Source organism: Corallococcus sp. M7, assembly GCF_054512695.1.
This window is the reverse complement of the sequence record NZ_CM137252.1, coordinates 3,813,466-3,839,040: the sequence shown is the minus strand read 5'-3', so window position 1 is coordinate 3,839,040 and position 25,575 is coordinate 3,813,466. Positions and strand designations below refer to the sequence as shown.

Annotated in this window: 18 protein-coding genes; 7 read left to right on the top strand and 11 right to left on the bottom strand. The window is 66.9% G+C overall.

Annotated elements, in window-relative coordinates; translation table 11 throughout:
* Positions 1-2: 2 nt before the first annotated feature.
* Positions 3-533 (bottom strand): phage tail protein, encoded by a 531-nt coding sequence (locus ACX114_RS15800; RefSeq protein WP_459298920.1) that lies wholly within the window; start codon positions 531-533, stop codon positions 3-5.
* Positions 534-757: 224 nt separating this feature from the next.
* On the opposite strand from ACX114_RS15800, the gene ACX114_RS15795 reads away from it, so the two are divergent.
* Positions 758-4,282 carry a serine/threonine-protein kinase gene (locus ACX114_RS15795; protein WP_459298919.1) on the top strand — a complete coding sequence of 1,175 codons (3,525 nt, stop codon included), beginning with the start codon at positions 758-760 and terminating at the stop codon, positions 4,280-4,282.
* 476 nt (positions 4,283-4,758) lie between these two features.
* Here ACX114_RS15795 and ACX114_RS15790 read toward each other — a convergent pair whose 3' ends face one another.
* Together ACX114_RS15790 and ACX114_RS15785 are read right to left on the bottom strand one after the other, a co-directional pair.
* Positions 4,759-6,381 (bottom strand): sigma 54-interacting transcriptional regulator, encoded by a 1,623-nt coding sequence (locus tag ACX114_RS15790; RefSeq protein WP_459298918.1) that lies wholly within the window; start codon positions 6,379-6,381, stop codon positions 4,759-4,761.
* Between the two features lie 52 nt (positions 6,382-6,433).
* On the bottom strand, positions 6,434-7,486 hold the full coding sequence (locus ACX114_RS15785; protein WP_459298917.1) for a hypothetical protein: 1,053 nt from the start codon (positions 7,484-7,486) through the stop codon (positions 6,434-6,436).
* Between the two features lie 256 nt (positions 7,487-7,742).
* On the opposite strand from ACX114_RS15785, the gene ACX114_RS15780 reads away from it, so the two are divergent.
* From ACX114_RS15780 to ACX114_RS15765, 4 genes are all read left to right on the top strand, one after another.
* Positions 7,743-7,946 (top strand): hypothetical protein, encoded by a 204-nt coding sequence (locus tag ACX114_RS15780; protein WP_459298916.1) that lies wholly within the window; start codon positions 7,743-7,745, stop codon positions 7,944-7,946.
* 223 nt (positions 7,947-8,169) lie between these two features.
* Positions 8,170-10,587, top strand: coding sequence for a M12 family metallopeptidase (locus ACX114_RS15775; protein ID WP_459298915.1), 2,418 nt, complete (start codon positions 8,170-8,172; stop codon positions 10,585-10,587).
* 146 nt (positions 10,588-10,733) lie between these two features.
* Positions 10,734-11,003 (top strand): hypothetical protein, encoded by a 270-nt coding sequence (locus tag ACX114_RS15770; protein WP_459298914.1) that lies wholly within the window; start codon positions 10,734-10,736, stop codon positions 11,001-11,003.
* A gap of 42 nt (positions 11,004-11,045) precedes the next feature.
* Positions 11,046-11,663, top strand: a complete 618-nt coding sequence (locus ACX114_RS15765) for a glutathione S-transferase family protein (RefSeq protein WP_459298913.1) — start codon at positions 11,046-11,048, stop codon at positions 11,661-11,663.
* Between the two features lie 14 nt (positions 11,664-11,677).
* Here ACX114_RS15765 and ACX114_RS15760 read toward each other — a convergent pair whose 3' ends face one another.
* The 4 genes from ACX114_RS15760 to ACX114_RS15745 form a co-directional block, all read right to left on the bottom strand.
* The gene (locus tag ACX114_RS15760; RefSeq protein ID WP_459298912.1) at positions 11,678-12,496 is read right to left on the bottom strand and encodes a carbonic anhydrase; all 819 of its coding nucleotides are present in this window, start codon (positions 12,494-12,496) and stop codon (positions 11,678-11,680) included.
* A gap of 115 nt (positions 12,497-12,611) precedes the next feature.
* Positions 12,612-13,445 (bottom strand): HEAT repeat domain-containing protein, encoded by an 834-nt coding sequence (locus ACX114_RS15755; protein WP_459298911.1) that lies wholly within the window; start codon positions 13,443-13,445, stop codon positions 12,612-12,614.
* Positions 13,446-13,622: 177 nt separating this feature from the next.
* Positions 13,623-15,275, bottom strand: coding sequence for a choice-of-anchor D domain-containing protein (locus ACX114_RS15750; RefSeq protein ID WP_459298910.1), 1,653 nt, complete (start codon positions 15,273-15,275; stop codon positions 13,623-13,625).
* Positions 15,276-15,327: 52 nt separating this feature from the next.
* Positions 15,328-16,149: a TIGR02452 family protein gene (locus ACX114_RS15745; RefSeq protein ID WP_459298909.1), complete on the bottom strand. Its 822-nt coding sequence runs from the start codon at positions 16,147-16,149 to the stop codon at positions 15,328-15,330.
* A gap of 130 nt (positions 16,150-16,279) precedes the next feature.
* On the opposite strand from ACX114_RS15745, the gene ACX114_RS15740 reads away from it, so the two are divergent.
* Positions 16,280-17,092, top strand: a complete 813-nt coding sequence (locus ACX114_RS15740; protein WP_459298908.1) for a hypothetical protein — start codon at positions 16,280-16,282, stop codon at positions 17,090-17,092.
* Between the two features lie 221 nt (positions 17,093-17,313).
* Positions 17,314-20,181 carry an Ig-like domain-containing protein gene (locus ACX114_RS15735; protein ID WP_459298907.1) on the top strand — a complete coding sequence of 956 codons (2,868 nt, stop codon included), beginning with the start codon at positions 17,314-17,316 and terminating at the stop codon, positions 20,179-20,181.
* Between the two features lie 101 nt (positions 20,182-20,282).
* On the opposite strand, the gene ACX114_RS15730 is transcribed toward ACX114_RS15735, so the two are convergent.
* The 4 genes from ACX114_RS15730 to ACX114_RS15715 are packed head-to-tail and all read right to left on the bottom strand — an operon-like array spanning position 20,283 to position 25,557.
* Complete coding sequence (locus ACX114_RS15730) at positions 20,283-20,765, bottom strand: Mov34/MPN/PAD-1 family protein (RefSeq protein WP_459298906.1); 483 nt, start codon at positions 20,763-20,765, stop codon at positions 20,283-20,285.
* Positions 20,766-20,769: 4 nt separating this feature from the next.
* On the bottom strand, positions 20,770-22,530 hold the full coding sequence (locus ACX114_RS15725; RefSeq protein ID WP_459298905.1) for a ThiF family adenylyltransferase: 1,761 nt from the start codon (positions 22,528-22,530) through the stop codon (positions 20,770-20,772).
* Positions 22,527-23,597: a nucleotidyltransferase domain-containing protein gene (locus tag ACX114_RS15720; protein WP_459298904.1), complete on the bottom strand. Its 1,071-nt coding sequence runs from the start codon at positions 23,595-23,597 to the stop codon at positions 22,527-22,529. The genes ACX114_RS15725 and ACX114_RS15720 overlap by 4 nt, the downstream gene beginning before the upstream one ends.
* Positions 23,590-25,557 carry an SAVED domain-containing protein gene (locus ACX114_RS15715; RefSeq protein ID WP_459298903.1) on the bottom strand — a complete coding sequence of 656 codons (1,968 nt, stop codon included), beginning with the start codon at positions 25,555-25,557 and terminating at the stop codon, positions 23,590-23,592. Before ACX114_RS15715 ends, ACX114_RS15720 begins: the two co-directional genes overlap by 8 nt.
* Between the last annotated feature and the right edge of the window lie 18 nt (positions 25,558-25,575).

Sequence of the window (25,575 nt, the reverse complement as noted above, 5' to 3'; positions counted from 1 at the left end):
AGTCAGGCCGCCTTGATGATCCAATAGATTGCGACGTTCTTGGGCCGCGTCTCGGCGCCTGTGCTGCCGGTCTTCACGCCGCCGTCGTTGTTGGTCGCTTGGCGCGTATTGTTCTGCAGGTGCTGTGAGTCCACAGGCTGATGGCAGGCGATGTCCTCGCCTCGAAAGTTGAAGTTGTAGAAGAAATGGTCCCAATTGTGCTGGTGGTTCGCCAGCGCATCGACCTGAGTTGAGCCGACGCCGGCAGCCGTGCCGTTGGCTGCCGGAGTGCGTGTGTTCACGTCGGGATCGTTGCCGCTCCCGTCATCGACGCCTCGCAGGAACTGCCCGCGCAGATCCGGCAGTTGAGCGGTGGTGACCCCATCGCCGCCGTAAAGATCGCCCAGGGCGGCGAAGAGCAGCGGGTAGTCGCTCTTGTTGAAGGTGCTCCCGTCGCAAACCAGCCAACCAGCGTTCGAGAGAGCGGCCTTCTGACCAGCGAAGGCCATGATCGTGCCGATCGGCGGCAGGCTTCCTACAGGTGGGTTGATCATGTCAGGACTCCATGGAGGAACAGCTTCGTGAGAGGGTTCAGCGAAGGTTCTCCAAAGCAATGGGGATGCCAGCGCTGGATCTCCGCCACGGAAAAGTCACCGGAAGCGCGGGAAGGGCACCGTCGACGGGAGCCGGGCCGTGCGCGAGGTCAACGGCATGTCGGCGGCATGTCGGCGGCGTGCCACGACGGCCCTGTCCGTCGAACCGGGTACAATGCCCTCGGATGCAACGCGACTACGAGACGCAGATATGGCTTGTCATCGACGAGGGCATCCTGTCCCGGGAGGAGTCGGCGGCACTGCTCGAGGAGGCGCTGCGCCTGGGACGAAGCCCCCTGGAGCTGCTGCGTGAGCGGGGCCGGATCTCCGAGGAGACCCTGGCCTCGCTTGTGAAGGAAGGCCCGACCCCTCCCTCGCGGGAGACCGGCACCCCAACCTTTCCCCTTCCCCACTGGGACCGCTACCAGTTCGTGCGGTTCCTCGGGCAGGGCGGCATGGGGCGCGTGTTCCTGGCGAATGATCCGCGGCTGCGCCGCCCGGTGGCCCTCAAGTTCGTCCGCGACGACGACGATGCGCACACCCGCCGCTTCATCTCCGAGGCCCGGGCCCAGGCGAAGGTGAAGCACGCGCGCGTATGCCAGGTGTACGAGGTCGGCCATGTCGACGGGAAGGTCTTCATCGCCATGCAGTACATCGACGGTCAGCCGCTGAGCGCCCTGGCGCGCTCACTCACCGTCGAGCAGAAGGCCCTGGTGCTTCGCGAGGCCGCGCTGGGAGTCCAGGAAGCCCACCGCGTGGGGCTCATCCACCGGGACCTCAAGCCCTCCAACATCATGGTCGAGCGCGCCGAGGACGGCACGCCCCGGCCCTACGTGATGGACTTCGGCCTGGCGCGCGAGTGGAACGAATCCACGACGGCCAGCGGGGCGGTACTGGGCACGCCCCACTACATGGCGCCGGAACAGGCCCGCGGCGAGGTGAGCCGGCTCGACCGCCGCGCGGACGTCTACAGCCTGGGCGCCAGCCTCTACTTCCTGCTCACCGGACAGCACCCCATCCCCGGCGACAACGGCCTGGAGGTCCTCAACAACATCGCATCCATGGAGCCCCGGCCGCCACGCCGGGTGGACCCGGATGTCCCTTCGGACCTGGAGGCCATCGCGCTCAAGTGCCTGGAGAAGGACCGCTCCGCGCGTTACGACTCGGCGCGCGCCCTGGCGGAGGACCTGGAGCGCTTCCTCGGCGGCGAGCCCGTCCTGGCGCGCACGGGCTTCGGATACCGCGTGCGCAAGCGGCTGCGCCAGCACCGGCTGCTGGCCTCCGTGAGCGCCTTGGCGTTGCTCGCCGTGTCGGTGGCTCTGGGATGGGGCGCGCTGGGGCGCCGTGAGGCCGCCGAGCGCGAACGGACCGTCCAGCGGTTCACCGAGCTGGTGAGCCACATCGAGTCCATGGTGCGCTACTCCTCGCTCTCACGCCTGCATGACACGCGCGAGGATCGCCAGGCCATCCAGGCGCGCATGGCGGAGCTGGAGGCGGAGATCCAACGCGCCGGTCCACGAGCGCTGGGCCCTGGTCACTACGCGCTGGGACGCGGCTACCTCGCGCTGGGAGAGGAGGCAAAGGCGCTCGAACTGCTCGAATCCGCATGGCGCAACGGCTTTCACGATCCGCGGGCCGCGTACGCGCTCGCCCTGGTGACCGGGCGGCTCTACCAGCAGAAGCTCCTGGAGGCGCAGCGGCTGCGCAGCACTCAGCAGCGGGAGGCTTCGACGCGTGACGCGGAGCGCCGCTACCGGGATCCGGCGCTCTCCTGGCTCCAGCGCAGCCAGGGCGCCCAGATGCCCTCTGCGGAGTATGTGTCGGCGCTGGTCGCCTTCTACGAGGGGCGCCTCGACGATGCGCTCTCCCTGCTGGAGAACGCCAGCCGCCGGGTGCCCTGGTTCCATGAGCTGCCCCTGCTGCGCGGAGACATCCTCCAGGCCCGGGCGCTCAAGCGCTGGAACACGGGAGACCTCGAGGGCGCACGAAAGGACTTCGAGGCCGGCCGCACCTCCTTCGCCACCGCCGCCGCCACCGCCGAGAGCGACCCCGCCGTGTACCGGTCCCTGGCCGGGCTGGAGAACAGCGCGATGGTGGTGGAGCTGTATGGCAAGGGAGAGGTGCTGCCCGCCTACCAGCGGGCCCTGGAGGCCCTGTCGCGCTGCCTCACCGTGATGCCAGACGACATCGCATGTCTGATCCGCATGGCGCGTGTGAATCACCGCCTGGCCGAACAGCGGCTCACGCAGGGGGGCGACGGCGCTGAACTCCTCGCCAAGGCCCTTGAAGCCGCCGAGCGCGCCCGTGCCGTGGACCCCACGCGCTCGGAGACCACGTACACGCTGGCTCGGAGCACCTGGCTCGCGGCGCGCCACCAGTTGGAGAAGGGGGAGGATCCGCGAACACTGCTGGGCAGGGCCGCGGCGCTGTTCGGGAGCATCCGCGAGGCGGACCGGGATCGCGCCTACCACGGCGACTCCGGCCTGGTCTTCACGACGTGGGCTGACTACGAGGATCAGCTCGGAGTGGACTCCTGGGGCCATAGGGACGAGGCCATCCGTGCCTACGAGGCGGCGCTGGCCATGGCCCCTCTTCCGGAGGACTGGATCAACCTGGGGAGCGCGTTCTTGACCCGGGCTTCGCTGCCACGCAACGCACAAGGGGAGCAGGATCTCCAGAAGGCCGCGGAGGCCCTTGAGAAGGCGCGTGCCCTCAATCCCCAGCACGTCGTGCCGTACTTCTACGCGGGGCAGGTCCATGAGCAACTGGCCCGGCGGCGGCGCGGGCGCGGCGAGGACCTCCAGCCGGAGCTGGAGCTCGCCCTGGAGCAGTACCGGCGGGGGCTCGCCATCAACCCGAAGCTCCCTCACCTCCACAACGGCATGGGCGTGGTCCTCCTCCTGCGGGCGGAAGATGTCTGGAATCGGGGAGGCGATCCCCTTCCAGTGCTCGAAGAGGCACGCGCCAGCTTCGGGCAGGCCATCGCGGTCGCGCCGGGTCAAGGCTTCGGCTACGCCAACCTGGGCTCGCTGCTGGTCCGGCGCGGCAACTATCTGCTCGCGCGGGGAGAAGATCCTCGCCCGAGTGCACGGGAGGCCGAGCCCCTGCTCAAGCAGGGACTTGAACGGATGCCGGGCGCCTCATGGCTGTATGGCCTCATGGGCACGGTGCACGTCACCCTTGCCCGCCATGAGGCGGCGCACGGGCGGGCTCCGGACGCCGAGCTCGCGCGCGCCGGGAAGGCACTCCACGCGGCCATGGAGCAGAACCCCCAGGATGCGGAGCTGTGGCTCCAGCTTGGCAAGGCGCAGGCGCTCCGGCACCAGGACCTGGAGGACGCCGCGAAGTCCTTTGAGAAAGCCATCACGCTGTCGCCGGACGAACAGGAATATCGCCTGGAAGCCGGCGTCTTTCACGCGCTGTGGGCCGCGCAGCGGAGGCGCGCGGGCCAGGAGGACGGCCCCCAACTCCAGCGGGGGCTTGAGCTCGCCGAGCAGGTGCTGAAGGCCCGGCCGGACTGGGCCGTGGCGCACGCGCTCCATGCCAGCCTTCGTCTGAAGCAGGCCGAAACCGCGAGTCCCGAGCTTCAGCGCGCCTCGCGGGCCCAGGCACTGAAGGAGCTGACCCAGGCGCTCGCGAGCAATCCCAACCTCACCCACGAGTGGGGCGGCCCGCTCTCCGTCGCGCAGTCCCCTGGCGCTGGTCCCTGAGCCGCTTGTCGTCCGGGTCGCCTTCTCCTGACACGTCGATCTTTCCCGAGGCTGTCTTGGGTTCGCCCTGCGCCCCCCCTGAGCCCACGGAAATCTTGTATTCACACCTCGACGTGGGTGCCAAAGCCCCCGCGTAGACCCTGTTCGTGGGACCGTGAGTGAGCAACGCAAAGGTCATGGAGGTGCTGGAGGGAATGTCTGTCCCTTGGACCATCACCAGGAAGACCACTGATTGCCCAGGCTGCACAGGGATCTCAGGGAGCTTGAAAGTTCTATTATTCGCGATGAAGTCGACGTTCCGTACCAGGGGTTCTGGCGAGTATGGAGCCTGAGGTCCTGAATCGGTGTCCTGGGACGGCTTCTTGCCTCTCGCCGAGGTGGTGCGCGCCATGGTGCTCTCCGGGGTCGTCCCGGGCGGTGTCCCGGGGCGGTTCCTTTCCATTATCAAACGAGACCGGTATGCCGTCACCTGCGGCTCAGAAGATCTTCGGCACCAGTCCCAGCTCCTTGACCCGCCGGTTCAAGGCCCGCTTGGAGACCTCCAGGCGCTTCACCATCTCATCCAGGTCGCCCTGGCACTCGTGGTAGCAGCGGGTCAGTTCCTCCACGCCCAGGTCCCCCGCCAGACGGAGGCCGGGGCTGCGCTCGATGAGGTCGTAAATGGAGGAGCGGGCGATCCCCAGGTGCTGCGCGGCCTTCTTCACGTCCCAGCCGTGCGCGCGCAGGGCCGCGAGCAGCTCCGGTTCGCTCACCTCGGTGGACTTGCGGCGGACTGGGGGCTCCGGAGTGGGCTCCGGCTCGGGATCGCGGATTGGAGATGACGACGCCACGGGGAGCGTCAGCTCCCAGGCGAGGCGCGGATCCAGCTCCAGGCAGGGCTGCCCCCGGCTGCCAATGACGAGCTGCCGGGCCACGTTCCGCAACTGGCGGATGTTCCCGGGCCAGGGGTGCAGCAACAGCCGCACCGCCAGGGCCGCCGGCAGCCACGGCTCGGCGTAGGGATCGCTCGGGTTGAGGTGGTGGGCCTCCCCAAGCGCCTCCAACTCCTTGCGGGCGAAGTGGAGGAACACCGGAGCGATGTCCTCCCGGCGCTCGCGCAGCGGGGGCAGACGGATTTCATAGCCGGCCAGCCGGTGGAGCAGCGGCGCGCGGAAGCGCCCCTCGGTGATTTGGGCCTCCAGATTCGCGTCCGTGGCGGCGACGAGGCGGACGTTTGTCTTCACGGGAGTGCTGGCACCCACCGGGTACAGCTCCCCTGTCTCCAGCACCCGGAGGAGCATGACCTGAACCTCGGAGGAGGCCTCCCCCACTTCGTCGAGGAAGAGCGTGCCGCCCTCGGCCGCCCGGAAGAAACCCTCGCGGTCGCGCTGGGCGCCGGTGAAGGCGCCCCGGACGCTGCCGAAGAGCTCCGCGGCGGCCAGCTCCTTGGGAATGGCGCCGAGGTTCACGCTGACGAAGCGTCCGCCGCGCCGGCTCCGCTCGTGGAGGGCCTGGGCGACCAGCTCCTTGCCCGTGCCCGTCTCGCCGCGAATCAGGACGGGCACGTCCAGGTCGGCCACGCGCCCGATGTCCCTGCGGATGAGGCGCAGGGAGGTGCTCTCGCCCACCATGCCCAGGGAGGCAGGTGCGTCCATTTCAGGGGGCGCGGTCAGGTGCAGCAGGAGCACCGTCCTCCCGGAGAACTCGAGCGGGATTCCCCGCGCCAGCTCCTCCGGGCCGAACTCCCGGCCGCGGTCGAGCAGCTCGCCCGCGCAGGTGCAGCGTCCCCCTTCAGCCGGCATGAGGCGGATGCCCTCCCCTGCGGGAGCGAACACGAGCGGCTTGCGGCTCATGAAGGGATCGCCCAGCGGCAGGCCCAGCGGCTCGCCCGGACGGGTGAAGTCTGGCGAGTTCCGGGAGAGCGCGACCTCCCGGCCAGAAAGCAGCCCGTGCAGCAGCAGCCGCTCTCCGATGCGGGTGGCGTGGGTGTGGGAGACGAGGGTCAGCGCGGGAACGAGCCGGGCGAACGGCCGCTGTCCGCGCGGTTTCGGCTCCGCCGCAGTGGACACGTCAGCCGTCGCCAGGGGGACATGGGGATCGCGGGCACCAGGGCGGGACATCCCCGCTACTGTATCCGGCTCGCCGCATCAGAGGTGCCACCGGGTTTCGCGGTCAGTTGACCTGCATTTCCCCGATGATTGCCCCATACGCCCCCCCCATGGCCCACCCATCCTGCGGGTTGCAGGAGGTGCTCCACGGATCGACGGTGGCGCGGAGGGTATACGTCCCGGGTTGGGTGGGCGCCGGCAGCGAGAGGCTGGAAGTAGCGTCCGCACGTTCCCCTCCGTTGAGGTAGGCGCTGAGCGTGCATGCCAACGGTTGCGGCGCGACGGAAGGATCCGAGGAGATCAAGGCGACGATGATGTGATACCGGGTCCAGCAATTCGAGCAGCCCATTTGTAGGTTTTCGATACTGTTATGCAGGCTGAGCTGGAAGTTCTGGCCAGCAGCGACGTTGGCGCTTTGCCCGAGGATGGAGCCATTGATGCTCACGCTGTCGACCTGTGCAAAGCCGCTGCTCAAGCCGAACCAATTACTGCTCTTCACGTCATCCAGCTTCTTGCATTTGAAGCCGAGCTGCTCCGCCCCGACACCCGTGCGGCCGTAGAGGCCGGTGATGGCGTAGCCCGCCGGACAGGCCGTGGTCGAGGGGGATCCTGGCGGACCGAGCGGGCTGAGCGTGCTGTCGTATCCGCCGGCGGCGTTCTTCAGTCGCGTGGCGGTCGAACACAGGGCCCCCACCTGGCTGACCGGGTCCCCTGCGATTCCGAGCACCTGCCCCGACATGATCTGATTGCTCGCGCAGCTCCCGGTGGCAGCCGTCCCACCTGTCCCACCCCGCGCGGGCGTGAGGGCGGTGGCGCCCAGCGTCCCATCGAGGTTCAGCTTGCGGCAGATGAGCTGGACCTGATCCAGCTTGTTGCTGGTGCGGACGTTCAAGCCCGTCCCCACATAGCCGGCAGGACACGCGTCCGAGAAGGGCGTGCCCGCGTTGCCCACAGTGGGCAGTTGCGCGCTCGCGGTAGGGCTCACGGTGAGCGGATCCGCCCGCGGGCTCACGGGGCTCAACTCGGTCGTGATCAGGTCAGGACCGCAGCCGATGAGTCCCGAGACAAGGAAGGAGCCGGTGAGCAGGCCCAGGCGCCGAAGAATGGATTTCAACATGTTCACTCCAACCATGGGGGTGGAGCACCGTCGCCGGTGCGCTGACGGGTTGAGTCAGCGAAGAAACGCATTGCAGGTGGCAAGCCAAGGCGGTCGGCCAGACGGGGGCGGCTGAACGTCGCGCCGGACGGAGGCTGCGACAGTCCGGCGGCATGTCGGCGGCGCGCCGGTGCCAGGCGACCTGCCAGGGCACCCGGGAAGCGGAGACCTGCTGCGCCAACACCGCCGTGAAGGTCCGGTGGGGCATCTTCGATCCATGGTCACCATCAACGGGCGCTCCCACCTGCTGGGAAACGCCAAGGTGTCCATGCTCGGGCTCGGGTGGATCATCCGCGCGGAGCTCCCCACCCTGGACGTGGTGACACTCCGGCCCGTACGAGGCACCTTCCCCAACCACTTCCACCAGACGGTGGGCTCTGCCGACTACCCGTTCACGGTCCCCGACTACCCGATGACATAGGACGCATGAGGATTCATTAAACTATCGGCTTCCACCTGAGCGGTCGAAGTCAGCGCAGTGCGGACCTGGGTGTCAGGCAACCCGGCGCACCCCGCATCCCAGTCCGCAAAGACGAAGAGTGTCTTTGTCAGGACGTTCTCCCAAGGTATGTCAGCGCCCCGAACGGGTGCCGAATGCATCCGTCTGGCTTGCGGCCGTGGCAAGCCATTTGAGGGGGAAGTCCATGAACAAGGCAGTGAACCACCACGGGACGCGAGGCGTCCGCGCAATGGTGGGGAGCATCTTCATGCTGGCGCTGGTCGGCGCCGGTTGTGGACGCGAGGAGAAGGACGTGCCGGAGAACACCCCGGCGCCGGAGGTCACCGCTCAAGCCACGGGGCCTTCCGAGAAGCGGATCGCATTCCTCCAGCTGGTCCCCGGGCAGCCGCCCCAGGAGGTGCGCTACCACGAGGAGGATGGCTGGGCGGTCGCCTTCGGCGACGTCCTGCTGGTCCCCGTGGATTGGGTCGAGGCGGAGACCCAGCGTCTGCGCGCGGGAGGCCCCACGTCGGGCTCCCGGGTGAGTGCGTCCAGCGTGGGCTACCACGACGACGACAACCTCTGGCCCAACGGCGAGGTGACCTACACCTTCGACTTCAGCTTCCCGGAGTCTCGCAAGGCGGATGTCTTCTGGGCCATCGCCGAGTGGGAGAGGCGCACCGTCATCCGCTTCAAGTTCCAGCCGGAGTGCGGCGTCCTCGGGGAGTGCGTCGTCATCAAGCAGCCGAGCAACCCCAGCGCGTGTAACTCCATCGTCGGCAGACTCTCCGGCCAGATCTGGGTGCCCAACCCCCAGCCGCTCAACCTGGGAACGAAGTGCTCGAAAGAGGCTGCCCTCCACGAGCTGGGGCACGCCATCGGTCTGTACCACGAGATGTCCCGGTCGGACCGGGATCAGTACATCCAGGTCCACCCGGAGAACTTCGTCGACGGTCTGGACAACTTCGACAAGGTCGGGGAGGACCTCAACAGTCCGTATGACTACGCCTCCATCATGCACTACTCGCGTTTCTCCGGCTTTTCCAAGGAAGATGCGAATGGCAATGACCTGCCACTCTTCACCACGCTCCAGCCCCTCCCGGCTGGCATGACGGTGGACGATGTGGGCAACCTGAGCAAGCTCAGCGATTGGGACGTCCTGGGGCTGACGTCGATGTACGGTAGCTACATCAGCCGGAAGTATGGCGTGTTTGGAATCGCGACGATGGGGCTGCCCACGGGCCCCGAGGGCATCGCCAAGAACGATGGCCTCTACCGCCCGTACACCAATGGGTTCATCTACTTCCACCCGGACGTGGGCGCTCACATGGTCCGCAATGAGATCGCCACCAGGTACGCGCAGCTGGGCCATGAGAACAGCCCGCTGGGCTACCCGCTGGACGACACGCACACCCTCCCCAGCGGCATGAAGCGCAATCACTTCCAGGGCGGCACCATCACCTGGCATCCGGTCGCGGGCTACCGCGTGAAGTACGGCTCGGACATCCAGCTCCAGGGTGACTTCATGGACCTGGGCTACGACCAGATGCTCTACATCAACACGGACGGAAGCGGCGCCAAGGTGAAGGTCGTCAACTACGGCAACCTCACCGCGCCGGGAGTCCCTGGGTACATCGAGCAGTGGGGAACCCATCCGCTGCTCAGCGGGTGGATCGACGAGGACGACGTCCAACTCGTGGGCGACTTCATGGGCCTGGGCTACGACCAGGTGATGTTCATCAACCGCAGCGGTGACGCGGGCCGGCTGATGGTGCTGGACTTCAAGAACCCGGCGCAGGTCCCGGCCGTGATGGTGGGCTACGAGGCGTACTCGGAGAGCACCCTGCTGGGCGGCTGGCTGGACGACGAGGACCTGCAGTTCGTGGGGGACTTCGCCAACCGGGGCCGAGATCAGGTGATGTTCATCAACCGTGAGGGCCAGGCGGGCAAGGTGATGATCATGGACTTCATGATTCCCTCGGCGCCGGGCCGCTTCGGCTCCATCACCTACCGCGAGGAGTGGGGCGAGACGCAGCTGTTGAGCGGCTGGCTGGACAGCAACGACCTCCAGCTCGTCGGTGACTTCATGGGCCTGGGCTACGACCAGCTCATGGCGATCAACCGCAGCGGTGACGCTGGCAAGGTGGCGGTGCTGGACTACTCGACGGGCGTCCTGGGCGGCGTGTTCCGCGCGTCCGAGACCTGGACGAGCACCTCCTGGCTGACGAGCAACTGGCTGAATGACGACGACCGGCAGGTCGTGGGCGACTTCCGGGGCCTGGGACGCGACCAGGTGATGTTCATCAACCGGGGTCAGGATGGCGGCAAGGTGATGGTCATCGACTACGCCGTCAACGTGCAGCCCACCCAGTTGGGCAACGCCGTCTACCAGGAGCCCTGGAGCATGAGCGGCTGGCTCACCACCGGCTGGCTGGATCTGGATGACACCTACCTGGCCGGAGACTTCGGGCAGAAGGGGCGCAGCCAGCTGCTCTCCATCAGCCGCACGAACAGCTCTGGCAAGCTGCAGATTCTCGACCTGGGCACCGGCATGGCCCCCGGCAGCCGCATCTACAACGAGTGGTGGAACTCCTACTCCATGCTCGACGGCTTCCTGGACTGACGTCTTGGTAGGACCCGGCACCCCGGGGTTGGCTCACGCCGGCCCCGGGGTGTTGTCGCGCGTTGAATGTCAAGCCATTCACCTGCCGTGAAGAACAACGCTATCCTGGCATTGCAGTCCCCAACACACACAACCAGGAGCAACAGATGCGAGCGGCAATCATCGCTGGGATGATGGCAGTCGGCCTCCTTGCTGGATGTGGAACGTCAGAAGGTGATCGGGAGCTCCCGACAGACATCGGGACGCGCCAGGATGCGCTTCCCGATTGCAACGGGCAGGACTACGTCATCACGTACTACGAGGATCCGGAGCACACCATCTGGCGCGGAGAGATCATCTGCGGATGCGGATTCGGTGACCAGTCGGTGTTGCACGGCTACCGCTCGGCCTACTTCGAACGGGTCAATCACTGCTGACCGCGGGCGCGCCGGGGGGGCATGGGGCTAGACTCCCCGCCCATGATCAAGCTCCACCAATTCCACCCCTCGGGGAACTGCTACAAGGTCCGCCTCCTGCTGCATCAGCTCGCGATTCCGTTTGAAACGCGGGAGGTGGACCTCTCCGCTGGAGAGACGCGCACGCCGGAGTTCAAGGCGATGAACCCCATTGCCCGGACGCCCACCGTGGAGCTGGAGCCCGGTGTCTTCCTCGCTGAGTCCAACGCCATCCTCTGGTACTTCGGCGAGGGCACGCCCTTCATCCCCACCGACCGACTGGAGCGGGCGCGGATGCTCCAGTGGATGTTCTTCGAGCAGTACAGCCACGAGCCCTACATCGCCGTGGCCCGGGCGTGGCGGACCTTCTTTGGCATCCCCGCCGGCAAGGAGAAGGAGCTGGAGGAGCGCATGCAGAAGGGCTACGCCGCGCTCGACGTCATGGAGGGCGAGCTGAGCAAGCGGCCCTTCTTCGCGGGCGAGCACTACAGCCTCGCGGACATCGCGCTGTATGCGTACACGCACGTGGCGGAGGAGGGCCGGTTCGACCTGGGCCGCTACCCCGCCATCCGTGCCTGGTTCGAGCGGGTGCAGGCCCAGCCCCGCCACCTGCGCATCACCGACGTCGTCAAGACGCCGTAGGCCCCGGAAGGGGTTCAGCGTCCGCCGTGCACGCTGACGGTGCGCCCATTCAGCGGCTGCAGGGGGCGGTTGTTCGGGTTGAGGTGAGGCAGCCGTTCGAACGCGGCGATCTGCGCGTCGGACATCTGGATGGGCTGCTTCATCACGTACCACTGAAGCCCCTGCGTGCACGGGGGCGTGGTCAGCGAGCCCGCGTACTGGAAGAAGGCCTTGTCGTGCGGCAGCAGCGCGCTCGCGTTGAGGAGCGCCCCCGCGGGCGAGCTCTCCTCCCCCATGTGCCGGGGCAGGTGCCGGAAGGCGGTGAAGAGCGCTGCGTTCACCGCGCCCTCCTCGATGAGGACTCCGACGACCAGCGCGGGCGTTCCATTCGCATCCGTGTGCACCAGGTGCAGCTCGAGCGGGTACTCCACGCCGTCCTTCGTGTGCTCGCTGGGCGTGTGGAAGTGGAACTGCGCCAGCTTGTACTCGTTGCCCCCCACCCGGACGGTGCTGCCACTGTCGTAGGTGAACTGCACCGTGTGCCCCGTGTTGAGCATGCGCACGCGGCTGGTGGCGTAGTGGAAGCTGGGAACGTCCAGGCGCGGATGGGCGGCCCCGGCGGTCACCAGCGCGATGGGTGACTGCGCCTCGCCCTGCGCGCAGATGGCGTCACCGGGCAATTCGCCCCAGTGCTCCGGGCTCAGCGTCTGATCGTAGCCCCAGTGCGCATCCTCGCTGGGGGTCGTGAGGGAGGCAGGGGCCGCGTCGGCGGCGAAGGCCGTCGGCGCAAGCAACAGGGAAGACAGCAGCGCACCCCGAAGGGCACGCACGGAGTCGGTGCGGGAGAGCATCATGATGGGGAGTCCTCGGCGACAGGCGTCCGTCGCGGTGCGCCCTCATAACCGGAGGCTCGGATATCCGCAGATTTCTGATTATTTCCGACTGGTTACATTTCCCGTGAAACAGCCGTTACCGGGAGAGCGACTCCAGGGCGTGGATGGCCTCGAAGAGGACCGCGCGGAACTCGTGGTCGTCGTCCTCTTCGTCCAGGGCCTCCCGGTGCGCCAGCAGCAGCGGGAGCAGCGAGACGTCCTCCAGCGCCTGGGCGGCCTCCACCTCCAGCGTGGTGACCACGGGCCCCTCCTCCAGCACGCGCCGCAGCGGTTCGAGGACTCGCGCGTCCTTGCGCAGGGCCAATCCCAAGAGGGCCTCCCCGCGAATCTTGACGTGGGTCTCGGAGAGCCGCTCCACCAGCGCCTCGCGCAGCTCCGGCGTGTCCACGTCCCGCGCCTGGGAGCCGAGCGTGAACGTGGCCCACTCGCGCACGGTCTGGTCGGGGTCGCGGGAGAGGTGGATCAATGCCTCAATCGCCTGGGCATCCCGGTGGCTCGCCAGCCCCATGACGACGCCGAAGCGGACGGGGGCTTCCGGGTGCGCTTTCAGCGAAAGGAGCGCGGGCACCGAGCGAGGGTCCCCCAGGTGGCCCAGGGCGGCGGCCATCGCCTCCAGCACCGCGGCGTCCTGCTCCTTCGCGAGCGCCGGCAGGAGTGCGTCCGTGAAGCGGGCGATGAGCTCCGGGGACCGGTGCCGGAAATCCAGCTGCGCCAGGACGTTCGCGCCACGTCCCCGCTCCTTCGGGGAGGGGGACTGGAGCCAGGCCGCGGCCCGCTGGAAGACCTCTTCCCCACCCCGGTGGTGCAGCTGCCAGATGGCCCGCCACGCACCCTCGTCCTCCTCGCCGCCCTGGAGCGTGCGGGCGAACAGCTCATCGGTGGAGAGATCTGCCTCGGGCGGGGAATCCATGCCGGGAAGCCTAGCGCCGGACGCCCGCGCCATCCCAGGCATTGCCCTGTCGCACGGGCCCGGCACCGTCGCGCCGGGCCCGCGTGCGTTCACTTCACATCACGGCGAGTACAGCTCCGTGGACGGCCCACTGGACGTCGTGCAACCCACGGCCAGCGCCTCGCGGTTTCAAGCCAATCACTGCTCCATCGAGAGCGTGCGTGGGTCGTACAGGCGGATGAAGCCCTCCGTCGGCTCGGAGGGATGGCCAAAGCCGCCACCCACCACCACGTGACGAGCGAGGTCCGCATAGGCAAGGGTGCTGACCCAGGCCCCATTTCCATACGGCGAGTCGACGTATGTGATGCGCCCCGGAGCCAGCATCGACCTGTCGCCCATGTCGCCAAACCAGCCCCGGCCATAGGCGGAGGTGCCAGGGAGGATTTCGTGCCCCCCGAAGAGCAGCCTGGGTTCGAGGTTGAAGTTGGAGGGGAAAACAAACGCGTCGACCGTGCCCGGCCCCTTGCCGAGTGACGTCTGCGACTGCCACAGCACGTTGCCATTGGCATCCATCCACGAGGCCGCGAAGCCTCCCGGAAGGGAGCCTTCGTTGAAGACGGAGACCATCTCACCCGTGAGGGTGAAGGCCACGCTTCCCCAGGTCCCCTCCTTCGTCCACAGCGCGACCCCAGCGGGGGTGAGCTTGCGGATGTAGCTCTTCACGAGTACCAGCTCCTGCGGGTTGGTGCCCCGGTTGTACGCGTTGCCCCCCACGTAGACGGAGTTCCCATCCCCCATGACGCCCAGGCCCAGGGGGAAGTTGAGCTGCGCTTCTCTGATGACGGTGCTCCATCGCTCGATGCCCTCGCGTGATAGCGCAATGAGCTTCATCGACAGCACGGTGTCATGGCTTCCCTGCGTCAGCAGCACGTAGGTATTACCGAAGACGTCCGCCACCATGTGCCCCTCGCTCGGGGACGGCTGGGACGGCGTGTACGTCCACCGCACCCGCCCGTCGCCGTCGTACTGGGTCACCGTCCCACCGTAGTGCAGCACCGAGATGTGCCAGTCGCTGGTGACGACAAGCTTCGACGTGGAGCCGATGGGCAATGACCAGCGCTCCAGTCCGGCGCTGTCGAGCGACGTCACGCCCAGGGTGTCCTGCACGACGATATTTCCGTCGGCCAGCGGCGCCACCGTCATGGGAGGGCGGCTGCGCCGCACTTCCCACCGATAGAAGGGCGACCACGCCGACAGGGCGACGGACTTCGACGCGTCCAGACGGAGCAGACAGCCACTGCGGGCCGCGTTGGTGCAGGCAGCGCTCCAGGTCGGGAACCCCTCCGGACCGGCGTACAGGGTCAGCTCCGCCGTGCGCACCGCGTGCCTGCACGGCTGGGTACACGTGAAGGAGTCATCCCCCGCCACGACGCGGGTGCCCGGCGGAATGGACGTCACGTCCACCCACGCGAAGCCGGTGCCCTGGAGCTCCGTCGCGTGCACCGACGGCGCCCCTGTCACGTGGAGGCGCGCGGAGTGCGTGCCGCCCAGCGCGGGCGAGAACCGCACGCGCACCTCGCACTCCATGCCCGCGGCCAGGTACTTCTCGCAGGTGTTGGACGCGATGCTGAAGGACTCGGAGCCCTCGATGGACATCGACACCGACTCCACGTCGCGCGGCGAAGCGTTGCGCACCGTGAAGAGCTGCTCGCCGGGGGACCTCCCCACCTCCACCTCCCCGAAGTCGAACGACTTCCGGTCGATGATGAGCGCGGCGGGCTCGTCGGAGCACGCGCCGAAGAGGATGGGGGCTCCCAGGAGAAGAACGAGCGACAAAGACTTTCGGAACATGGGGGCGGACTTCTAGCCAAGCCCCAGACATCGTGACAAGCCATGCCCCCTGTCAGGCGAACCGCTCGCGGAAGGCCCGCAGGTTGAGTCCCTCCCCTCCCCGCTCCCACACCGCGAACACCACCCGCTCGAAGACGCCTGGAAAGGCCTCCAGGGCACGAGCGAAGGCGTCCGCCGCGTCGCGTGGGTCATTGCGGAACGCGCCGCAGCCCCACGCGCCCAGTACCAGCGTTCGGTGCCCATGGTGCGCCGCCACCTGGAGCACCTTGAGGGCCCGCGCGTGCAGCACCTCGCCCATGCGGGGCAGCAGGTGCGGCGCATTCCGCCTGGCCGAGCCGGCATTGGGCGCGGGCGCGGTGATGAGGGATACGCGGAAGGGCTTCTCCAGCAGCGTGAGCCCCTCGTCGCGGAAGAACGGCACCTGGGGCGAATAGATGACGTGGTCCGTGTACAGCGGCGAGGACTCCGCGCGGTTGGCGTCGTAGTACTCGCGCTGCGTGAGCAGGCATGGATAGAGCGCCGAGCAGCGCGCCAGGTCCTCTTCCTGGGCCTTCGCTCCACCCAGGAAGCCGCCGCCTGGATTCCTCGCGGACGCGAAGTTGAGCGCGACGACGTCCGCCATCCCCTCCCTCTCCACGCAGCGTCGCGACGCGGCGCCGGTCTTCTCGGACGTGACCTCGATGCGCGGCATGGCGCTTCCCGTGCGAGGCTCGGGCCGAGGCAGCCGCGCGAAGTCACCGGGCCGGTAGAGCACCGTCCCGCGCAGGGCGCCCTCCACCTGATCCTTGAACAGCACGGGCCGCCCGGATGGCGCCACGTACTCACCCCGCTCCACGATTCCCACCGTCTCCTGCGCGATTCCCTTCAGCGACATGTCCCTCTTCCAGAGCCTTCGTGTACCAAAAACACGAAGAGTGACGCCGGAACCTGACAAGCGAACGGAACCGGTGACCGGAGGCACGTGTCCAAGCCGCGGCCTTTTCCCAAGAAGGAGCCCACACCTCATGAAGCAGAACCTGAAGCAGTGGCTGTCCGTGCTGTGCATGGGAATGACAAGCGTGTCCGCGACCGCCTGGGCGGACGCGGGGACACCGGTGGACTGCGGCACGGTGGAATGCGAGGCCATCCGCGAGATGCGGTCGCTCTTCGCGGCGGAGTCCAGCTACTTCGGAGAGAATGATGTCTTCACGCTGAACCTCGCCAGCGCCGGCTTCGCGCCCGCAGCGTGTCCCAACGGCAGCCGTGCCCCCGTGCCGGGGCCGGGCTGGGTGTCCGGGTGCAATTTCTCCTACAAGGTCTCTGGCATCACGCCGCATCCCTCGCCGGGCTTCACGGCGGTGGCGCAGGGCGTGGCGGGGACGGTGTCCGCGGGCATCACCCTCCAGATTGGCACCCACCCCGTCTCCGGCCGCCTCTTCTGGCTGGAGCACCAGGGGGTGCGCCGCTACGTGGACGCCGCGGAGTGCCAGTCGCCGCAATCCTTCACCTGCGAAGCCCAGTTGAGGGAGGGCCGGAGCAACCTGGCCTCCATCCACGTGGCGGAGCAGGCGTACTTCGCGGAGAAGGATCAGTACTCCACCAACCCGTCGCTGATTGGCTTCGCGCCGGAGGGGTGCTCGGATGGCACCCGCGCCGCCGTCCCGGACGCCTCCTGGGTGGGAGGATGCCGGTTCATCTACAAGGTCACGCTGAACGGAACGACAGGCTTCACCGCCACGGCGAAGGCCGTGACCGGTGCCACGGAGGGTTCCGTCCTGACCCTCACGGAGTCAGGACAGACCATCATCACGCCGTCGTATCCAGCATCGTGCCAGTAGGTTGAATTCAAGGGGGCCGTGGCGATTTCACCCACGCGCCCCGTCGCTTGGCCCGCGTCAGGGCCTTTTCCTATACAGCGTCCGGCGTTGGCCACTCACCCCAAGGACGCGTGATGAGAGTTTCACTCCGACTGACTCAAGCTTTGATGTTGTGCCTTGCCGGATGGACTTGTGCCCCCGGCCCTTCCGATACGAATTCCTCCCCGGATGCGAGCGCATCCGTGGCCCAGACGCTCGCATCGACAGACGCGCAGTATGACGCCTCACTGGCGGCGCCCGCGTGCGCCTCCCACGGCGCCCGCTGTGATTCGAACACCCTGCTGACGGGCCGGGGCACCGTGGGCCCCGAGTCCAACGCCCCCAACACGTTGGGCGGAAGCTGCGCGGACGGAAACGACGGCACCTTCCAGTCAGACGCCTCCGTGGAGGCCCTCCGCGTCTCCACCGTGGATGGCGTCTCGTGGCTCGCCCAGGGGCGGAACGTGAAGGTGGAGGCGGACGTATGGGGTGCGCCCTCCGCCGGGAGCGCGCTGATGCTCTTCCGGGCCGAGGACGCCACCGCGCCTCAGTGGGTGCACCTGGCGACGCTGCCCGCCGCCGGCGGCGCCGAAACCCTCTCCACCACCTTCAAGCTCCCCGCGGGCAGCCTCCAGGCCGTGCGCGCCGTGCTCGTGGACGCCGCCCAGGCCCAGGGCGCTGCGTGCACCCCCGGGGCGGTCCATGACCACGACGACCTGGCCTTCGCGGTCTCCGCGCCGGACGTCAGCTCCCCCGAACTCTCGCACTCGCTCCCCGCCGGGACCTACGTCACCGGGCTGGTGACGCTCGGGGCCAATGCCGTGGATGACCAGGCCATGGGCCGGGTGGACTTCTATATCGACAACGTCCTCGTGGGCAGCGACAGCACCGCGCCGTTCGAGATCCTCTGGGACAGCGCCACCGTGCCCAACGGCACGGTCATGTGGACGCTGAGGGCCTACGACGCCGTGGGCAATGGCCGGGCCGGTTCCATCAACCTCTACGCCCGCAACGACCGGGAGCCACCGAAGGTGAGCTTCCTTGCCCCCGCGGAGGGAGCGACGGTGGGCGGGTCCGTGAGCGTGGTGGTCAACGCCACCGACGACATCCGCGTCACCCACGTGGAGTTCTATCTCGATGACACCGTGCTGCTCGGCACGAGCTACCAGGCCCAGCACGGCGTCGCCTGGAAGTCCCAGACGGCGTCGCCCGGCCCGCATACGCTGACGGCCAAGGCGTACGATGCTTCCGGGAAGGTGACGACGTCGGCGCCCGTGCACGTCACGGTGGACCCGGCGCCCACGGTGGCCATCGTGTCGCCCGCGGCGGGCACCGTGCTGTCCGGCACGGTGTCGCTCACCGCCACGGCGACGGACAACACGCCCGTCTCCCGGGTGGACTTCCGCGCGGAGCTGAACTCCACCACCCTGTGCAATGCCTACAGCCCCTCCTTCAGCTGCAGTTGGAACACCCGCGCCCTGCCCAATGGCGCCACCCGGGTCCGGGCCGAGGTCCGGGACCCGGCGGGCAATCTTGTCTACTCTGAGTGGCTCACGTTCACGCTGAACAACGACCTCACGCCGCCCACCATCACCGTCACCGCGCCCGTGGCGGGAGCGACCGTGCGGGGGAACGTGGTGCTCTCCGTCGACGCCTCCGACCCCAGCGGGATCGCTTTCGTGATGTTCATGGTGGACGGCACCTCCGTGGGCACGGACGCCACGCCGCCGTACACCCTCACGTGGAACAGCGCCCTGTTGGCGAATGGCACACACACGGTCAGCGCGCGAACCTGGGACTCGGTGTACAACATGGCGGACTCGGCCCCGGTGAACATCACGGTGGACAACGACACCGTCGCGCCGGAGGTCTCCTTCACGTCGCCGGTGGAGGGCGCCGTACTGCAGGGGACCGTCACGCTGGCGGCCAACGCGAGCGACGCCTCCGGCATCAACCGTGTGGAGTTCTACCGGGGCACCACGCTGCTCGCGATCGACTCGAGTGCGCCCTATACGTATGACTGGGCCACGCGTGGGCTCGCCAATGGTGCGTACACGCTGACGGCGAAGGCGTACGACGGTGCGGGGAACATGGGCAGCACGCTGATCAACGTGACGGTGGCCAACGACTTCACCGCGCCCACGATCTCCTTCACCTACCCCGCGCCCGACGACATCCTCGTCCGCGACTCGACGTACATCCTCACCGTTTCAACCAGCGACAACGTCGCAGTGACCCGGGTCGACTACTTCCTGGACGGGATGCCGCTCAGCCCCGTCATGACGGCGCCCTTCTCGAAGTCCTGGTACAGTTCCACCACTCCTGGGACTCACACCCTGTCCGCGACGGCCTCTGACGCCGCGGGCAATGTCTCCGCCAGCGCGTCGGTGACGGTGTTCGTGCTGTATCCGCCTCCGCCCAACTCCAGCCCCTTCAGCTACAGCGCGCGCAACACGAATGACGCGACGGTGGGCACGGTCAACCAGTCCATCGCGATGGTGGCGGGGCAGACCTTCACGGTGGGAACCTGCGGCGTGGCGGGCTCGACGTTCACGGGAGACACCTACCTGCGCCTCTTCAGCCCGAATGGCACGCTGGTGGCCTTCAATGACAATGCGTGTGGAGGCGCGGGCTCGAACTTCGTCTATACGGTGCCTTCGAGCGGCACCTATTCCTTCCAGGCCGGCTGCGCCGCGAACACCGCCTGCACGGGCACCGTGGCCTGGACGCTCAACTCGCCGTCTTCAGGTTCCGGGACGTTCAACTACAGCGCCTCCAATACCAGCAGCGCCACGGTGAACACGGGGAACCTGACCCTCACCCTGCTGGCGGGGCAGACCTTCACGGTGGGAACCTGCGGTGTGACGGGCGCGAGCTTCTCCGGGGACACCTACCTGCGGCTCTACGGACCGAACGGCACGCAGCTGACCTTCAACGATGACGCCTGCGGCGGCGTGGGTTCGAACTTCGTCTACACGGTGCCTGCGGGCGGCAGCGGGAGCTATCAGATCCGTGCCGGCTGCTACTCGAGCAACAGTTGCAGCGGCACCGTGGCCTGGACCGTCCGGTAACAGCGTGTGGTGAAGCGGGGCGCGGGGAGGTCCCCTTGTTCCTCCCCGCGCCTTCGCGTTCGCACGGTCTATCGCAGTCAGCTTCGTGGGCCGACACAGCATCAGGAGCTCCGTTGAAGTTGAACGATAAGCCTGCGCTCCCGAAAGCCCTCCCAGATGGCGACCTGCTCCATTCCCACGATGAGGAAGAAGAGAGAGGAGCCCTCGAAACGGTCCTTCTTCAACCGTCTTCCCCAGCCTTCGACATCAACACGGGAGGGGGTGGGGTCTGGTTCGGGATGGGTGTGCCATTCCCCCAGATAGTGGCAGGTGCCTTGTGATTCAGCCCATCGCGCATCGATGACCGACTGATGCTGTGAGGGTGCACGGTGGAATCGGAGCCGTGCCCGCGAGTCTCCCGCCATGGGCGTCGTCACTTCGTCGATGACGATGTCGTCGCATCCCTGGATCCGGCGGCCGAGAAGCACCCCGCCCGCCTCCGTCTGGAACGGCTCCAGTTGCCGGAATGAATCAAGCCGCGCAAGCACCTCGGGAGACACCTTCAAGACGCCGCCACCGGCGCGTCTGAACAAGAAACTCTTCATGGCTTCAGGTGGGCGCGCAGATGGGGCAATCCAACCGCCTGAAATCAGAATGGTGGCTTTCCCAGGTGTCCTGCCCCGTGAGGAACCGGGGCGTGACGGTGTACCCCGCTTTCTGGAAGGGGGCCGAGTCGCCCTTCCAGGAGAACAGCGTCGCTTCATCGGTCTCCTTTCGCAGGGAGCGCAACGCCAGGCGCGCCGCCAGTTCCGCCGTTCGCTGAGCATCGAGGTTCGCGAAGGGCAGATAGCTGGTCCCACACCCAAGCACGTCCCGTCCGTAACTGACGCCCGGCGCGGCGAAGGCCGCCCGATTCTCCAAGGGGCCTCCTTCGACAGGGCGTTCATAGAGACACTCCAGGCAGCCTCGTTTCCTGCCTGGCTGCCCCGCCACGTGGGTCAGCAACGTGTGGCCGCCCAACCCGTATGGCTCCAACCACGCGAAGAGCACGGGGGGATTCCCGGCATCCATCCAGGTCCACTCGTTCAGATGGAGATCCAGGACGGGAATCCCCATGGCGGCGATCACCAGGTCGTAGGAGCGGAGGCGTTCGGAGTACTCCTTGAGACACCCTTCAACCGATTCGAAAACCGGCTCCACTTCAATGTATGGCATGTGCGAGAGGATCTCCGCGCTCAGCGCAAGGACTTTCGGCTGACGACTCCTGGGCATCCCACAGACGTGCCGGTACGTGTTTTCTGGGGCGAGAACGTCCGGGTCCACGAGCGAGAGATGTCCGACTCCTGCCCGAGCCAGCGCCATGGCCAGATGGCCACCGACGGAGCCACACCCCGCGATGAGCACCTTGCACTTCTGGAGGTCTGGCTCGGCGCCACCGCGAGGAAGGAGATAGGAGCGGTCCCACCGGACGAGGTGGATGGGCTTCACCTTCGCGTTCGTGTTGTCCGTGAGAAGCGGATGCCCCTGCTCAAGCTGAGACAACTCAAGCCCCAGAAGGGCGCGGTCCGCGCCCTTCCGCTCCAGTCCCAGGATGAGCAGGTGCCATGACTTGTCGCAACGGCTGATGAGGTTCGTGAGCGCGGTCCGGAGCCCATCCGGGAGCCGCCTCACATACGCGCGCAACCCCGTCGGCGTCGCGAGCTCCCCCACCCGGAATCCGGCCGCATCGCCGTCTGGGGACAGCGGAAGGTAGAGGGCATTCGCGGTATGGAGTCGCTCATCAGGATGGGACAGGCGTGAGCGCGAGTAGGTCTCCGCATCATCCGCGACGGCCTTCACCTCCGTCGCAGTCTGGAGGACGGATACGATCCGGGGCTCATCCCCGACCGTGATGAGGCAGTCCAGCGTGCTTCCTTCCGCGCTGCCCTCCCAATACGCGACGGCTTCGCGCAGGAACTCCCGGCCGCGGTTGCCAGTCACCAATTCATGGAGCATGTGGCGGACCCTGAGGAGTGATTCCTCGATGATTGATTCAGGGTCCTTCCGGTCAAGCAGCGTCAGATCCGACGTATAGCAGAGCGTGTTGTCGCTGAATCCGTGAGGGAGCACGAGGGCTGGCGTCATGCCTTCGATGGAGATCACCGGCAGGCATCGCGGGAAGCTCCAGGGCAGGCGGATGCGCAGGCGGAACGTATGGTCCGCCACGCTCAACCGTCCCGTACAGGTGGCTTCTTCGTATCCAGGCTTGTTCGAAGTGGACTGCAACAGGACGGGACCGCAGTCTTCGAGGATCCCGCGCTGGGCCACCTGTTCAAGCGCCCGTTGGGGGGTGGAAGACTGGCGCCGGAGCTCCTCGCGGTGCGGATTCATGCGGAGATACCCCCACCCGCGACCGCGCGTCCTCCGGAGCGGGCGCCGCTCGACTTGTCCGGAACGGGGAACTTCGGGCCGAACGCATCGCGCAGGGTCTGGCAGGCGGTGACAGGGTCCGGATCCCGGGTTGCGTCGTCCAGCTTCTCCTCGAGTTGGAGGAGCCGCTCCCGGAACGTCGTCATCTGACCATCCGTCATCTTCGTGAAGATGTCCGTGCCCGGTGCTACGGGAACAGCGACGGAGAGACGGTACACCGGCGCCCCACCCTGCTTCGTTCCAACGACCTGGAACTTGGATACCAGGGTGGCGACAAAGCCTCGCAAGGCCTCCAGGTCATCGCATCGGGTTCGTGCGGCGAAGGCGTCCTGCTTGACGCGCGGTTGGAACCACTGCCCCGCCGCAACGGTCAGCCCGATGCCTGACGGCGCGTTCTGACCATCCGTCTTGAACTTCTCCGTCTTCCAACGCTTCAGCGCCCGGATGATGCGGAGGAACTGGTCCTGCGCCATGCCGGTGAATCGCTGTTCCACCCAGAGAATGAGACCCTCGGGGTCCGACTCCTCCCAGGAGCGGTCCTCCTCGCCCGCGCCGAGTTTTCCCTTGGCGATGAAGAGCCGCTTCGTCTCGCTCTCCGGGTCATCGTAGGCGTAGACAGCGAGATCGACATGGAAGGCCTGTTCTCCGTCACGGGTGTACTTGACCGTGACACAGGAGCGTCGGATCTCGGTCCCCAACTCCGTGTGGTCCTTCAGGGCCTTGGCCACCAACTCCTTCAGGTCGACAGGGTTGGGATAGTCGTCCTTCGCGCAGTTGAACTTCAGGCCCACGTCGATGTCGTAGTCCTGCCCCTCCGCGGGGTGGATGCCCGTCCCCATCTCGTAGCTGCCCTGATTGATGAACTCGAACGAGGGGACCGTCTCGCCCTCTTCACGCAGCTGCGCGAAGGCCTTGCGGAGCTTCCCCAGGATGATGTCCCGCTTCTGGATGAGCTCCTTGTTCTCCTTGAGCCGGGTGAGCCGGATTGCGTCATCGAACTGCTCGAACTGCTTCTGGACGTCAGCCATGGTGGGTTTCGCCTTCTTGGGAGACTGGATTGAGCAAGGTGATAGAGGGGCATCCCTCTTTGGCGGCCTTCAAAGCCAGGCGCCACCTGTATCGAGGGGTGTCCTGGCCGTTGTAGTTATAGGAGTAGCATTCCGGGAGGCCGGTGGATGCCAGCGCCCGGCCAATGTGAAAGGCGATGCTGACGGGGACGGCAGCGAAGACGTGGACGCTCGTGAACTCGTTGCGTCCACTGATGCTCCCTTCGATGGCCTCGCGAATGACGCTGGCGTACTCGAGGACCTGTGCCTCGCTTTGAACGATGCCTTTCTTGGGAAGCTTCAACTCAAGGTGGAGATCGAGACGGACCTCCGACTCCGGCAGGACCTCCGCGCAGTCCTTCGCATCAACCTCGTTGGAGACGGAAATCCTGACGCGCGCCGCGGAACCCGACTCACGGGAGTCGCAAGTCACTTCCAGCCGCGGACTGGAGTCTGGCGGCTGCGTGGACCAGGTGAAGCGCTGGAGGGACCGATCATGTTCAAGGACATGCACCAATCGATTATGCGCAAGGTATCCGGTCAGGAGCGCCAGGGGCACATAGGGAAACCCGTAGTAGAGGATCGCGGTGCCACGCTCATTGAAAGTGCTTCGGAGCAAACCCGCCGGTGCCACCAGCCGCTGGACCTCCTGTTCCAGGTTTGCCCACCGGCGCTCTCCAATGGCTTCGTATTGGTCGATGAGGACGATGCCGGGCCGGATGTTCCGGCGAGCAAAGAGCTCTGGAGCATCCTCTTCGCGTGGTTCCACTGAAGTCCGGCTGAGTGCCTCATGGCAGACGCGCACCAGTTCTTCGCGAGCCTCGGCCGCGGACGGCCGAAGTGGCGGGGAACTGAATGGATAGAGCGCGGGCTCGTCTCCGGCCCTGGCGTAGAGTTGAAGGGAACGGCTGTCACGATAGCAACTTGTCTCACGAAGGCGGCGGCGGGCGGCGGAGAGTGCGGCTCCCAGGTGCGACCCGTCCACGAGCAGCCGGGTGTAGAGCGTGCGGGTCAGTTCGACGGAGCCTGGACAACTCAGCGGGAATCGGGAGGCGATGACCGCGGGTGCCCCGTTCGTGTGGAGCATCTGGGCGATGCTCCGCATGGGATGGGCCGGGGCGCCCGAGTCTCCACTCTGGCAGGCGCTGAGCGTGATGAGGCGGAGGGAGTTGGCCCTCGCGAAGAGCAGAGTGCCCAGTCGCCGGGCATTGACGGTCTCGGCCCCCTCCGTCGGATCGAAGGCGTTGAGCTCAAGGCCATACGTGCCATCGCCCAGCTCTTTTCCATGGCTCAGCAGGTGGAGGGCCGTGAACGGGCGGGTGCTCTGCCTGACTCTCTCGGCGAGCAACTCCTCGGTGGCGTTGGGCAGGACATCGTTCTCCGGGTCGAAGCCGAAGCCGGCCCTGGCGCACACATCTTTGAGTGCGTCCAGATGCGCTTCGTGGGGAACCCATCCTCCCGCGGATGACCACGCGAAGAGGATTCGCCCCTGGGGCCGGGAATCGGGCTCATGGCGAGGCTCGCAGTCGTACTCATATTGCAGCACGCACTCGTCCGTCTCGGCGAATGGAGGCCCGTGGCCGATGGTCAGGAGCTCCCACGGGAGGAAATACAGTTCGTCCGCACCCGCGGCGCAGAGTGTCAGATGGACGGGACGGCCTTGATGAAGCGCATCCTTGATTTGTGACTCGACCAGGGCCCAGCCCGCGGGACTGAGAAAATCACGCAGGGACTTCGAGAGCCGCTCACCATGGGCACCACCTGGGTCGTTCCGTGCGAGCGCCTCCAGGTCATTACGGAGCTTGGACCAGCGAAGGTCAACCGAGGCGCCCATGCCTCGGGAGCCTCTGGCGTGGTACGACCTCGACTGCCAGGTGAATTCCTTCTTGGATTGTCCTGTGAACTCCAGCTTGATTTCCAAAGGGACAGGCTTGGGAGGCATGGCGTCTTCCTGCTGTTG